Raw genomic sequence first — 13284 nt, forward strand, 5'->3', positions numbered from 1 at the left:
CCATGCCCTGAAGAGGCGCGGCATGCGCACCCTCGCTCCGTGCTGCCCACGGACAGTCAGCAGCGAGGGAGAGCACCGCGTGACCGTCACCACCGCCCCCACCCTTCCGGCACCCGCCCCCACCGGGCCCGCCACCGGCTCCACCTCCCCGGGGCACGACACCCGCGAAGACCCACCGGCAACCGCGCTCCGCGAAACCCTCGACGCGCTCACGACGGATCTCCCGGACGCGGACCCGGCACCGGTGCTGGCGGCGGCACTCCGCGGTCGGCAACCGGGCGCGGACGGCGCCGAGTTGCGCGCCCTAGCCATCGAGTCCGCGGCGGGTCTGATCAGCGAGGAGCCGTCCTACTCCCGGCTGGCGGCACGGCTGCTCACCCGCGCGATCCGGGACGAGGCGGCGGCGGAGGGCGTCACTTCGTTCTCCGCGTCGGTGGCGCTGGGCTACGCCCAGGGGCTGATCGCGGACCGCACCCACGCGTTCGTACGCGAGCACGCCGACCGGCTGGAAGCCCTGGTGGAGGAAGCCGTCACCGGCGGCGCCGACGACCGGTTCGAGTACTTCGGGCTGCGTACCGTCCACTCCCGCTACCTGCTGCGGCACCCGACCACCCGGCGCCCCGTCGAGACGCCGCAGCACTTCCTGCTCCGCGTCGCCTGCGGGCTGGCAGCGGACCAGTCGTCCGACGCGCTCGAAGAGGTGGCCGCGTTCTACCGGCTCACCAGCTCCCTCGCCTACCTCCCTTCCTCCCCCACCCTGTTCAACTCCGGCACACGCCACCCGCAGATGTCGTCCTGCTATCTGCTGGATTCGCCGAGGGACGAGCTGGACTCGATCTACGAGCGGTACCAGCAGATCGCACGGCTCTCCAAGCACGCGGGCGGCATCGGTCTCTCGTACTCCCGGATCCGCTCCCGTGGGGCGCTGATCCGGGGGACGAACGGCCACTCGAACGGCATCGTGCCGTTCCTGCGGACGCTGGACGCATCCGTCGCGGCGGTCAACCAGGGCGGCCGGCGCAAGGGTGCGGCCTGCGTCTACCTGGAGACGTGGCACGCGGACATCGAGGAGTTCCTGGAGCTGCGCGACAACACGGGCGAGGACGCACGCCGTACGCACAACCTCAACCTGGCGCACTGGGTGCCCGACGAGTTCATGCGCCGCGTCGAGGCGGACGGGCAGTGGTCGCTCTTCTCCCCGTCCGAGGTACCGGAGCTGGTCGACCTGTGGGGCGAGGAGTTCGACGCCGCGTACCGCCGCGCCGAGACCGAGGGACGCGCCGTCAAGCAGCTGCCCGCACGGCAGTTGTACGGCGCGATGATGCGCACCCTCGCGCAGACCGGCAACGGCTGGATGACGTTCAAGGACACCTCCAACCGCACGTCGAACCAGACCGCCGACCCCGGCCGCATCGTGCACTCCTCGAACCTGTGCACGGAGATCCTGGAGGTCACGGACGACGGCGAGACCGCTGTCTGCAATCTGGGCTCCGTCAATCTGGCCGCGCACCTCGGAGCGGACGGACAGCTGGACTGGGAGCGGCTGGACGCCACCGTCCGTACGGCGGTGACGTTCCTGGACCGTGTGGTGGACATCAACTACTACCCGACCGAGCAGGCCGCGGCCTCCAACTCCCGCTGGCGGCCGGTGGGCCTGGGGGTGATGGGCCTGCAGGACGTCTTCTTCCGGCTCGGGCTGCCCTTCGGCTCGGATGCGGCGCGCGAGCTGTCCGCCAGGATCGCCGAGCGCATCATGCTCGCCGCGTACGAGACCTCCGCGGAGCTGGCCCAGCGGCACAGCCCGCTGCCGGCCTGGGAGTCGACCCGCACCGCACGCGGCGTACTGCACCCGGACCACTATCCGCAGGCGGTCGCATCTCACGCCTGGCCGCAGCGTTGGGAAGCCCTGCGGCTGCGGATCGCCCGGACCGGAATGCGTAACTCCCTCCTGCTGGCAATCGCTCCGACGGCGACCATCGCCTCCATCGCGGGCGTCTACGAGTGCATCGAGCCGCAGGTCTCCAACCTCTTCAAGCGCGAGACCCTCAGTGGCGAGTTCCTCCAGGTGAACACCTATCTGGTCGCGGAGTTGAAGCGGCTGGGCCTGTGGGACGCGCGCGCCCGCGAGGCGCTGCGCCAGGCCAATGGCTCCGTGCAGGAACTCGAGTGGGTGCCCGCACACGTACGGGAGCTGTACCGCACGGCCTGGGAGATCCCGCAGCGCGCCCTGATCGACATGGCCGCTGCCCGCACCCCGTATCTGGACCAGAGCCAGTCGCTCAACCTGTTCCTGTCCTCCCCCACCATCGGGAAGCTCAGCTCGATGTACGCGTACGCCTGGAAGCGCGGCATCAAGACCACGTACTACCTGCGGTCGCGCCCCGCGACCCGTATCGCCCAGGCGGCGAAGACCGCCACCGTCCCCCAGCAGGCGGCCGACGAAGCGATCGCCTGCTCCCTGGAGAACCCCGAGTCCTGCGAGGCCTGCCAGTGATGCCGAACGACAACAAGAACCTGCTCGACCCGGGCTTCGAACTGACCCTGCGCCCCATGCGCTACCCGCACTTCTACGACCGCTACCGGGACGCCATCAAGAACACCTGGACCGTGGAGGAGGTCGACCTCCACTCGGACGTCGCCGACCTGGCCAAACTCACCCCGGGCGAGCAGCACATGATCAGCCGCCTGGTCGCGTTCTTCGCCACCGGCGACTCGATCGTGGCGAACAACCTGGTCCTCACCCTCTACAAGCACATCAACTCCCCCGAAGCGCGGCTGTATCTGTCCCGGCAGCTGTTCGAGGAAGCCGTACACGTCCAGTTCTATCTGACGCTGCTGGACACCTATCTGCCCGACCACGACGAGCGTGCGGCGGCGTTCGCAGCGGTGGAGAACATTCCCTCCATCCGGGAGAAGGCACAGTTCTGCTTCCGCTGGATGGCTGCATTTGATGGAGGAGAGGGTGTCGAGACCATCGACAAGCTGGAGTCGAAGGCCGACCGCCGCCGCTTCCTGCTCAACCTGATCTGCTTCGCCGCCTGTATCGAAGGGCTGTTCTTCTACGGCGCGTTCGCCTACGTCTACTGGTTCCGCTCACGCAGTCTGCTGCATGGGCTGGCGACGGGCACCAACTGGGTGTTCCGCGACGAGTCGATGCACATGTCGTTCGCCTTCGACGTGGTGGACACCGTGCGGGAGGAGGAGCCCGAACTCTTCGACGCAGAGCTGGAGAAGCAGGTCACGGCGATGCTGGAGGAAGCCGTCGAGGCGGAGCTGCAGTTCGCCCGCGACCTGTGCGGGGACGGCCTGTCCGGCATGAACACCGAGTCCATGCGCCAGTACCTCCAGGCCGTCGCCGACCAGCGGCTCCGCCGCCTCGGTTTCCCCGAGCGCTACGGCTCCAGCAACCCGTTCTCCTTCATGGAGCTGCAGAACGTGCAGGAGCTGACCAACTTCTTCGAGCGCCGCCCCTCGGCCTACCAGGTGGCGGTGGAGGGCTCGGTGTCGCTGGACGACGACTTCTGAGCGGTACCGCGCATGGTGGTGCCCGGTTACTCGTTGGGCACCGTTTCGTAGCGGGGCGTGCTCTCGGCCATCTGCCGGAGCACGTCCTTGCGCTCCCGCTTCGAGAGCCGGTCGATGTACAGATACCCGTGAAGGTGATCGGTCTCGTGCTGGAGGCAGCGCGCGAAATACCCGGTGCCCCGCACCGCGATCGGCTTGCCCTGGGCGTCCTGCCCGCGCACCACGGCGTAGTCGGGCCGTGCCAGCGGGTGGTAGGCACCGGGCACCGACAGGCAGCCCTCGCTGCCGTCGTCCAGGACGCGCTGCTCGGCGGGGAGCTGTTCGAGCACCGGGTTGCAGACGACACCCACGTGCCGTACGCCGTCGTCGTCGTAGCAGTCGTAGACAAAGACCTTCAGATCGACGCCGATCTGGTTGGCGGCGATGCCGACCCCCTCGGCCGCGCGCTGGCTGGCGAACATGTCGTCGATCAGCTTGGCCAGCTCGTCGTCGAACTCCGTCACGTCCTTGCACTCCCGGTGCAGCACCGGGTTGCCGACGACGGTGACGGGCCGGGCCGTGCCACGCGCGGTGTGCGCCTCCTCGCGGGCTGCCGCGTCCGTCACGTCGTCGACGAACTCGCCCTCGGCGGTAGCGGCCGACTCGGCCGTTGTTTCCTGCTGCTGCGCCATGCCGTCGTACGCCTTCCTGCGACCCGTAACCGTGAGAGCTGAGATCCGCCGTCGAACCGGGGGAGCACCGTACGGCTGCGTACCGTAAGGACTCGCCCTACAGGGTACGGGGCCGCCGCCGGAGGCTCAGCAGACCTCCTCCAGATCCCGCCACTCACGGGTGTCGGGGCTGTCCGCGACCCAGCCGTCCAGCAGCCCGCGCACCAGCGCGGCCGGCGCCGCCAGCCCGCACTCGCGCTCGGGCACCCACAGCTCGCCGGGGCCGCCCTGCGTCATATGGCCCAGCGGCCCGGGGTGGCCGGGCGAACTGTGGTCGTGCGGGTCCAGATGCACGGTGCCGTCGCCCTCGTCGGCGGGCATCGCGCTCTCCGAACAGGCGCGGCACAGCAGCCGCACCGAGGAGGACCAGTCCTCGGCGGCGAACCCGGCGTCGGCCGCCAGCCGCTCCAGCGCGTCCCGGTCGCTCTCCGTGGCGGCCTCCAGCAGAACCACCCAGGTGGGTACGGGCGAGGGGGCCCACAGTTCGATCTCGTCGAAGACCGGATAGGAGGGCCCGGCCGCCGTGGTGCGCTCGCCGTGCGGAACGCCGTCGTGCAGGACGACCTCGCCCCAGCGGCGCCCAGAAGAGGGCAGCGGGATGCTCTGGATCTCCATCCGGGCCGGGTCGATACGGCGGCCCCACACGACCTCCGCCTCGCCCTCCGGGGAGAGCCGCACAGCGGCGCTGCCCAGCTGCATGCCGCTGGGTTCCTCGGCCGCCGCCGCACCGTGCGACTGCCCGGGCACATGCAGTCCGTACGCCTGCCAGGCACGGCGCGCCAGTGGCCAGTCCTGGAGCGCGGTGGCCGCGATGCCCACGTTCCACCAGTCGGGCGCCCCCGTCTCGCGGTCCAGCAGCGCCACGGCACGCAGACCCGCTGTGCGCGCCTGCTCCCAGTCGTGCCGGAACTTGTGCAGCAGCGCGAGGTTGAACCAGGACTCCGAAAGCCACGGCTCCAGATCGGCGGCACGGGTGAGCAGAGCGCCCGCGTCCTCGTAGCGCCCGTCGCCGATAAGCGTGAACGCACGGTCCGTCGCCTGCCGCCACGAGGCGGAGGGACGGTGCCGCACCTTGCCGAAGATCCTCACTGTGCTCCCGCCGATCCCGCCGTTCCACCTGTCCTTGAGGCCCGGCTTCCGCCCGGCCTGTTGTCTGCCGATGGGGTTCTGTGCGCCGGGCGTCGCGCCCTCTCCCAGCCTCCCGCCGGGAGGTGTCTCCATGCCTGTCGCGGTTCCCCCCTTCGCATCCAACCATGCCCGCTCGGGTGCTCGCTCATTACCCGTGCGTCAGACGTCCGCGACCCGTGCGCGACTGTCCGCGGCCCGTGCAACCACACGTGAGAGGGCCTCCACCACGCGTGGTTCGTGGTCACGCCCGGTGGCTGTGCGCAGTTGGTGCAGTGCCCGCTCACTGGCCGCCTCGCCCGTTGCCCGGCCCGTCGTGTGGCTGCCCGTGACGAGGTCCTCGTATGCGTTGACCGTACGGACGACACGTGCCGTGACCGACTGTTCGCGGTACGGGTCCGCCTGGGCCTCCACCGCGGACGCCACTCGCCACCGGGCGCCGGCCTGCCGGAGCACCACGCCGCCGAGCAGCGCGATACGGCGCTGTCTGCCCGGTGCCAGCGCTGTCGTGGCCCCGCCGGGCACCGGATCGGCCAGCGAGAGCTGCCCCACATCATGAGTGAGGGCCGCGTACTCCAGCGCGGTGAGTTCCCCTCCCGTCAGGCCCAGCTCGCGCCCCACCGCCCGGCTGAGCTCCGCCACTCGGCGCGCATGCCCGTACGGGGTGTAACCGGCCACCTCGGGGGCCCGCGCCAGGGAGGCGAGGGTGCGCCGGTGAGCCGCCCGTACGGACGCGCGGCGGCGGAGGGCGAACTGGATGACGAGCAGCGGCGCGCAGCACAGCAGCAGCGCCCACAGCCCGGCGACCGCGACGGCCAGCGCGAGGAGCACGGCGGTGGCGGCGAGGGCGGGCACGGTGCCGAGCCGGATACGCAACTCCTCCCGCACCGCACGCGCGTAGCTCCCGGCGGAGTCCGCTGCCGGCTCCGTGCCCGCGGCGAGCGCGGCGGTGACGGCGGCCAGTAGTGCGTCGAGGCATCCGACGAGCAGTGCGAGGGCCAGCAGACTCAGGGTGAACAGCCCGCCCGGCTCGACGGTGCCGCCCAACCAGCCCCCGGCGTACAGCGGTTGGCAGCAGACCGCGGCGAAGCCCACGCCGAGCGCCAGCCGCGCGAGTGCCTGGGGCGGCGGAGCCTGGCCGAGCGCGACATGCGGGGCCAGCCCGACGAGGGAGGCGACCAGAGCCACCGCGACGGCCTGCGCCACACCGTGCCCGGCCGGTGTGCCGCCGACCTGGCCGCAGAGTGCGTAGCCGAGCGCCCCGGCGCCGGACAGCAGTCCTGTGGTGCGTACACCGGGGCGTGCCTCGGGCAGCCGTACGCGGGCCAACTCGCCCACCGCGACGACCAGTCCGAACGCCAGCGCAACACCGGGCCGGGTCACCCCGCGCCACAGTGTGATGCCCAGTGCGGCGCCCGCCACCAGAGCGGAAGCCCCGTAGACGGCCGCGACCAGCCGTGCGGCCGTCCGCCGCGTCATACCGCGACGCTTCCGCCGGACCGCGCCCCGGCCGCCAGGTCGGCACCGGCCAACGCCGGTGCTTCCGCTGCGGGTTGTCGGAGCCCGACGTTGTCCGCGGTCGCCTGCTGAGGGGCGGGCGGGTCGGCGAACGGCCAGCCGTGGCGGCGCAGCGCACGGGTGAGGGCCGCGACCATCCGGGGGTCGAACTGCGTTCCCGCGCACCGCTCCAGCTCCTCCAGCGCCGCGGCGACGGGCCGGCCCGGACGGTAGCAGCGGGTGGAGGTCATCGCGTCGAACGCGTCGGCGACGGACACGATCCGCGCGGCCTCGGGGATCTCCTCGCCGGCCAGCCCCTGCGGATAGCCGGTGCCGTCCATCCGCTCGTGGTGGTGCAGCACCGCGGCACGGGCCTCGCCCAGGAAGTCGAGCCCGCGCACGATCTCGGCCCCGTGTTCGGGGTGCTGTTCCATGACACGGCGCTCGGCGGGGGTGAGCGGGCCCGCTTTGCGCAACAGCCGGGCGGGGACACCGAGTTTGCCGACGTCGTGCAGGATGCCCGCGCAGCGCAGCGTCTCGGTCCGCTCCTCGTCCAGACCCAGCTCGCGGGCGATCAGTACGGCGGCGAGACCGACCCGTTCGCCGTGGCCGCGGGTGTAACGGTCCTTGATGTGCACGGCCTGGGCGAGCGCCTGCACGGCGGCCTGCCGCGCCTCGCGTTCGGGGTGGCACCGCCGCAGCCCCCACCAGGCGAGCCAGACCGGCCCCAGCGCGGGCAGCGCCGCGAGCGGCCCGTACACACTGCGCCACAGGACGACCGCCACGGGCACGGTCAGCGCACATGCCAGTGCGAGGGCCACGCGGCCGTCTTCCGCCGTTCCAGGTCCCGCCACTCGTGCGGATCCCGTTGCCGCCACCGTTCCTGCCGGTCCGGCTGTCCCCGCTGTACGCATCGTGAGCCGCATCGCGAGCCTCCTCCCCACCTCTTACATGGCGGGGAGAATAGGAGCGGCGTAAGGACCGGCCGGTGGCCTTCGGGTGCGTTCCCCCGTACGAGACGGCAGGAGCTCACCCGAAGGAGGGAGAAAAGGCGGAACCACTGGCGCGCGCGTGCGCCGGATGCGAACTCCCGGTTCAGGCGGGGTTCTTGTCGTCCTCGGAGCCGATGGCGTCCACGGTCTCCATCCCGGGTGCATCGACGCTCCCGGACCCCGCGGCGGAACGTACGTCCTCGCCCGGGGCGGCGGCGCCGACCTCCTGGTCCTCGCCCTGCCGGATCACCTCGATCCGGCCCATGACCTTGGCCCGCAGGTCCGACGGGACGTCGTCCTGCCCGCAGCAGCGCTTGACGAGCTTCTTCACCTCGCGCTCGAGCCCGTACTTCTCGAAGCAGGGCGAGCACTCGTCGAAATGCTCCTGGAACTTGGCACAGTCGCCCTCGGGCATCTCCCGGTCGAGATACTCGTAGAGGTGGTCGAGGACCTCAGAGCAGTCCGTCTCGTGCGGCTCTCCGCAACTCATGAGCCCGAGCCTTTCCGGTCTTGCGGCCCTTCCGCCGCGGCACCTGCCGGGACCAGGCCGCGCTCTTGCGCGTAGCCCTCCAGCATCTCGCGAAGCTGGCGCCGTCCACGGTGCAGACGGGACATCACCGTACCGATGGGTGTCCCCATGATGTCGGCGATCTCCTTGTACGCAAAGCCCTCGACATCGGCGAGGTAGACGGCGATGCGGAATTCCTCGGGGATGGCCTGGAGTGCTTCCTTCACGTCCGAGTCCGGCAGGTGGTCGAGCGCCTGTGCCTCGGCCGAGCGCAGCCCGGTGGACATGTGCGACTCGGCCCGTGCCAGCTGCCAGTCCTCGATCTCCTCCGCGGCGCTGCGCTGGGGCTCGCGCTGCTTCTTGCGGTAGGAGTTGATGAAGGTGTTCGTCAAGATGCGGTACAGCCACGCCTTGAGGTTGGTGCCCTCCCGGAACTGGTGGAAGGACGCGTACGCCTTCGCATAGGTCTCCTGCACCAGGTCCTCTGCGTCGGCCGGGTTCCGCGTCATGCGCAGCGCGGCGGAATACATCTGGTCGAGGAAAGCAAGCGCGTCCCGCTCGAAGCGCGCGCTGCGCTGCTCCACGGTCTCCGACGCCTGTGTCTCCTGCTGTGCGCTTGAGCCGCCTTCGGTCCCGGTGACCGGACCCACCTCCTCCAACGTCGCGGCGAGCCCGAACGAGGACCCGCTGGAATCGGAGAATAGACGACGATCGCCACTACCCGCCGCTTGAATGTTCGCGCCTGAGGACAGCGCCATCGTGGCCCAGTCCAGGTCAGCGGCCCGCGGACGCTGGGGGCAAGCGACAGAACCCATCTGGGCGGCTCCCTTTCCTTCGCATGGAGAGGTACGGCTGCATCACGTTCGGCTCCGGTCACGGTTCATTTCCGTAGCCGGATACCCGGTGCAACCACGGGAGCCCTCCGGTCATTCCCGGCCCGGCCGATCATTTCCGGTTCCGGGCCGGGAACCGCAGCTCACGCACCGGATCCGCCGGCCAGCCACCGGCTGACGGCGCCGGTGATCACCCCCATCGCCTCCTGCTCGGTCACCTCGGCGGACTTCGGCAGCGCGAAGCCGTGGTCGGCGTAGGGCACCTCCACCAGGTCCGTGCCGGCCGGGAACTCCGCGGGTCGCCCGAACGGGTCGCGCCCGCCCTGCACCACCAGTACCGGCAGCTCCACGCCGGTCAGCTCGTCGGCGCGGGACTTCTCGGGCTTGCCCGGCGGATGCAGCGGGAACGAGAGGGCGAGCACCGCCTGTGCGCCCAGCTCCCCCGCGGTACGGCAGGCGACGCGGGCGCCCGCGCTGCGTCCTCCCGCGACCACCGGCAGCCCCGGGACCGTGAGCGCCGGCCACAGGGCGCTCCAGGCGGCGTCCAGGGTCCGCGGCGCCGGAGCCACCTTCTTGCCCGCCACCCGCCATGGCTGCTCCACCAGCGCCACGCTCACGCCCTCGCCGGGCAGCGCGGCGGCAAGCGCCCGCAGGTCCCGGGCCTCGATCCCGCCGCCCGCGCCATGGCCGAGCGCCAGTACGGTGTGCGCCTTCTTCGCGGGATGCCAGGTGATCCGGGCCTCTCCCGCCGGCGTCGCGATCTTCTCGACCCGCTCTTCGGCTTCCTTGTGAGCGTTCATACACGCATCGTGCCAGTGCTGCCCCTCAGAAGAGCGTCTCCTCCTCGGGAGCAGGCAGCTCCTTCAGCAGCTGGGGGCCGTTGTTGCGGACGTTGCTGACGTCCGTGGAGACGGGGTGGGCCCGCATCGTCCCGGGCGGCGGCGGTGTGAGCAGTTCGCGCAGCGCCTCGGGGTCGGTGTGCGAAGGGTCCAGCCATGCGTCCCAGCGGTCCCGGGTGAGCATCAGCGGCATCCGGGGGTGGATGTCGGCCAGCGAGCGGGGGCCGCCCTCGGCGAGCTGATCCGCGTTGGCCAGCGGCGTGCTCTCCGCGGCTGTGGTGAGGACGGTGCACGTCGCCCACCAGGCTTGCGGATGGTCGTCCGGCAGCGTCTTGTCCCGCCAGAACTCGTACAGCCCGGCCATCGCCATCACCGGCTGCTCCTCCGCGGAGCCGTCGGGGGTGGTCGGCGCGATGAAGTACGGCTGCTTGCGGGGCCGCTTCCGCTTGCCCTCCTGTTCCAGCTTCAGCTCACCCTGTGCGGTGACCCACTCGTAGTAGCCGTCGGCGGGCAGCAGGCAGCGGCGCGCGACGAAGGGGCGGCGGTAGGCGGGCTTCTCGTGCACCGTCTCGGCCCTGGCGTTGATCATCTTGACGCCCATGTCCGGTGATTTGGCCCACCCCGGCACCAGGCCCCATTTGAGCGGCCGCAGCTGCCGTACCGGCTTCGGGTCGTCGCTGCCCCTGAGAGGGCGGTCGAGCACCGCGTACACCTGCTTGGTGGGTGCGACGTTCCAGTCCTGGGCCAGCGCCTCCGCGGGCTCCCACTTCTCCACCTCGAAGAGCCGGACCAGATCCTCGGCCCCCCGGCTCGCTGCATACCGTCCGCACATGCCTGCAAGACTGCCACGGCACGCCGGGCCGTCGCCGTGCGTTGACAGGACACGTCGGCGGATGCCGACAGGACACAGCCGTACGCCGACGGGACACAGCGGGGAGACAGCCCCGGAGCACACGAGGAGAGCACCCCGAACATGGACAACGCGAGCATCACGGACGTCTGGGACCGGGTCGTGGGCAGTCAGCCGGACCCCGAGCAGTGGCTGGTGCTCGTCACCGGCCTCGTCGCGCTGCTCGCGGTGGCTCCGCACGGGGTGTGGCGTATCTCGCGCAACGCGGTCACCATCGCGCACGAGGGCGGGCACGGCCTCATAGCCCTGGTCACCGGGCGCCGGCTGGACGGCATACGGCTGCACTCGGACACCTCGGGCCTGACGGTCTCGCGCGGCAAGCCGCACGGGATCGGCATGGTGCTGACCGCCGCCGCGGGCTACACCGCTCCCCCGCTGCTCGGCCTGGGCGGCGCCTGGCTGCTGGCCGCCAACCACATCACCGCGCTGCTGTGGGGCGCCACGGCGCTGCTGGTGGCGATGCTGGTGATGATCCGCAACGCCTACGGGGTGCTGACCGTCTTCGTGGCGGGTGGCGCGTTCCTGCTGGTCTCCTGGCTGACGGATCCCGAGGTGCAGGCCGCGTTCGCCTACGTGGTGGTGTGGTTCCTGCTGCTGGGCGGAGTGCGGCCGGTCTTCGAGCTCCAGGGCAAGCGGCGACGGCAGGGGATCCGGCGCGGAGCGTTCCGCTCCGGCGGTACGGCCGGGCCGGGCATGCCGGACTCGGACGCCGACCAGCTGGCGCGGCTCACCCATCTCCCGGCCGCCGCGTGGCTGTTCCTCTTCCACACGGTCGCCCTGTGCTCCCTCCTCGGCGGCGGGCGCTGGCTGCTCGGACTGTGAACCACGACCCCTCCCGCGGGCCGTGAACGGGGCGCCGGTGTGCCCGGAACCGGGCGCCGGTCAGGGAGGCGGCCGAGCCCCAGCCATTACAGTGGGCCCCATGACCGACCAGCGCATCAGCCCCGCAGACTCCGCACTCTGGCACGCGCCCACGGCGCCGGGCCGTATCGAGGCGACCGTCACCGTGCCGGGGTCCAAGTCGGTCACCAACCGCGCCCTGGTGCTCGCCGCGCTCTCCGCCGAGCCGGGCTGGCTGCGCCGTCCGCTGCGCTCCCGGGACACCCTGCTGATGGCCGGCGCGCTGCGCACCATGGGCGTCCAGATCGAGGAGACGGTCTCCTCCGCCTCCGCCACCCCCGCGGCCGACGGCGAGCGCCCCGCCGGTGAGCGTCCCGGCGGCGAGGCGTGGCGGGTGATCCCGACCGCGCTGCAGGGCCCGGCGACGGTCGACGTCGGCAACGCGGGCACGGTGATGCGCTTCCTGCCACCGCTGGCTGCGCTGGCCGAGGGCCCGATCCGGTTCGACGGCGACCCGCGCTCCTACGAGCGTCCGCTGCACGGTGTCATCGACGCACTGCGCGCCCTGGGTGCGCGCGTGGAGGACGAGGGCCGCGGCGCGCTGCCGATGACGGTGCACGGCAACGGCTCGCTGGCGGGCGGCCCGGTGGAGATCGACGCCTCCTCCTCCAGCCAGTTCGTCAGCGCACTGCTGCTGTCGGGTCCGGGCTTCAACCAGGGCGTCGAGGTCCGGCACACGGGACGCACCCTGCCGTCCATGCCGCACATCCGGATGACGGTCGACATGCTGCGTGCCGCGGGCGCCCAGGTCGACGCCCCCGAGGACGGCGGGGCGCCGAACGTGTGGCGGGTGACGCCCGGCGCGCTGCTGGGCCGCGATCTGACGATCGAGCCGGACCTGTCCAACGCGCAGCCCTTCCTCGCCGCGGCACTGGTCACCGGCGGCCGGGTCACCGTCCCCGACTGGCCCGAGCGCACCACGCAGCCCGGTGACGCGCTGCGGGAGATCTTCACGGCCATGGGCGGCTCCTGCGTACTGGACGAGCGCGGCCTCACCTTCACCGGCAGCGGCCGCATCCACGGCATCGACATCGACCTGGGCGAGGTGGGCGAGCTGACGCCGGGCATCGCCGCCGTGGCCGCGCTGGCGGAGGGCGAGTCGGTGCTGCGTGGCGTCGGCCATCTGCGGCTGCACGAGACGGACCGGCTGGCGGCGCTGGTGAAGGAGATCAACGGCCTGGGCGGCGATGTCACCGAGACCGAGGACGGTCTGCGGATCCGGCCCCGACCGCTGCACGGCGGCGTCTTCCACACCTACGACGACCACCGGCTGGCCACGGCGGGCGCAGTGCTCGGCCTGGCTGTCGAGGGCGTCGAGGTGGAGAACGTCGCGACGACGTACAAGACCCTGCCGGACTTCCCGCGGATGTGGGGCGACATGCTCGGCGTTCCGGCAGGAGCCGGTTCCGGAGCCGGAGCCGGAGAGAGAGCCTGAGAGGGCGCCC

At 71.6% G+C, this 13284-nt stretch carries 11 protein-coding genes and 1 pseudogene; 4 read left to right on the forward strand and 8 right to left on the reverse strand.

The window, feature by feature from the left end:
* The first annotated feature begins 22 nt into the window (after positions 1 to 22).
* The gene (locus tag ACTWQF_RS02230; RefSeq protein WP_443276511.1) at positions 23 to 2494 is read left to right on the forward strand and encodes a ribonucleoside-diphosphate reductase subunit alpha; all 2472 of its coding nucleotides are present in this window, start codon (positions 23 to 25) and stop codon (positions 2492 to 2494) included.
* Entirely contained in the window at positions 2494 to 3525 is a 1032-nt protein-coding gene (locus tag ACTWQF_RS02235; protein WP_443276513.1) for a ribonucleotide-diphosphate reductase subunit beta, read from the forward strand. Before ACTWQF_RS02230 ends, ACTWQF_RS02235 begins: the two co-directional genes overlap by 1 nt.
* 26 nt (positions 3526 to 3551) lie before the next feature.
* Here ACTWQF_RS02235 and def read toward each other — a convergent pair whose 3' ends face one another.
* The 8 genes and pseudogenes from def to ACTWQF_RS02275 form a co-directional block, all read right to left on the reverse strand.
* Positions 3552 to 4196, reverse strand: a complete 645-nt coding sequence (gene def, locus ACTWQF_RS02240; RefSeq protein WP_443276515.1) for a peptide deformylase — start codon at positions 4194 to 4196, stop codon at positions 3552 to 3554.
* 126 nt (positions 4197 to 4322) lie between these two features.
* Positions 4323 to 5324 (reverse strand): tetratricopeptide repeat protein, encoded by a 1002-nt coding sequence (locus tag ACTWQF_RS02245; RefSeq protein WP_443243815.1) that lies wholly within the window; start codon positions 5322 to 5324, stop codon positions 4323 to 4325.
* A gap of 198 nt (positions 5325 to 5522) precedes the next feature.
* Positions 5523 to 6839 (reverse strand): HD-GYP domain-containing protein, encoded by a 1317-nt coding sequence (locus ACTWQF_RS02250; RefSeq protein ID WP_443276516.1) that lies wholly within the window; start codon positions 6837 to 6839, stop codon positions 5523 to 5525.
* Positions 6836 to 7633: pseudogene (locus ACTWQF_RS02255) on the reverse strand (HD-GYP domain-containing protein); the annotation flags it as partial. The pseudogene ACTWQF_RS02255 and the gene ACTWQF_RS02250, both read right to left, overlap by 4 nt.
* Positions 7634 to 7952: 319 nt before the next feature.
* Entirely contained in the window at positions 7953 to 8339 is a 387-nt protein-coding gene (gene rsrA / locus ACTWQF_RS02260; protein ID WP_443276518.1) for a mycothiol system anti-sigma-R factor, read from the reverse strand.
* Positions 8336 to 9007, reverse strand: coding sequence for a sigma-70 family RNA polymerase sigma factor (locus ACTWQF_RS02265; RefSeq protein ID WP_443243818.1), 672 nt, complete (start codon positions 9005 to 9007; stop codon positions 8336 to 8338). Before ACTWQF_RS02265 ends, rsrA begins: the two co-directional genes overlap by 4 nt.
* Positions 9008 to 9333: 326 nt before the next feature.
* Entirely contained in the window at positions 9334 to 9990 is a 657-nt protein-coding gene (locus tag ACTWQF_RS02270) for an alpha/beta hydrolase family protein (RefSeq protein ID WP_443276520.1), read from the reverse strand.
* 25 nt (positions 9991 to 10015) lie between these two features.
* Entirely contained in the window at positions 10016 to 10861 is an 846-nt protein-coding gene (locus ACTWQF_RS02275) for an SOS response-associated peptidase (RefSeq protein WP_443276522.1), read from the reverse strand.
* A 141-nt stretch (positions 10862 to 11002) separates the two neighbouring features.
* Here ACTWQF_RS02275 and ACTWQF_RS02280 point away from each other — a divergent pair, with 141 nt between their 5' ends.
* Together ACTWQF_RS02280 and aroA are read left to right on the forward strand one after the other, a co-directional pair.
* Positions 11003 to 11761 (forward strand): M50 family metallopeptidase, encoded by a 759-nt coding sequence (locus tag ACTWQF_RS02280; protein WP_443243821.1) that lies wholly within the window; start codon positions 11003 to 11005, stop codon positions 11759 to 11761.
* Positions 11762 to 11861: 100 nt separating this feature from the next.
* A complete protein-coding gene (gene aroA, locus ACTWQF_RS02285; RefSeq protein WP_443276524.1) occupies positions 11862 to 13274 on the forward strand; it encodes a 3-phosphoshikimate 1-carboxyvinyltransferase in 1413 nt (470 codons plus the stop codon).
* Positions 13275 to 13284 lie beyond the last annotated feature (10 nt).

Source organism: Streptomyces sp. 8N114 (genome assembly GCF_052245835.1).
In the GTDB taxonomy this organism is placed as follows: Bacteria; Actinomycetota; Actinomycetes; order Streptomycetales; family Streptomycetaceae; genus Streptomyces.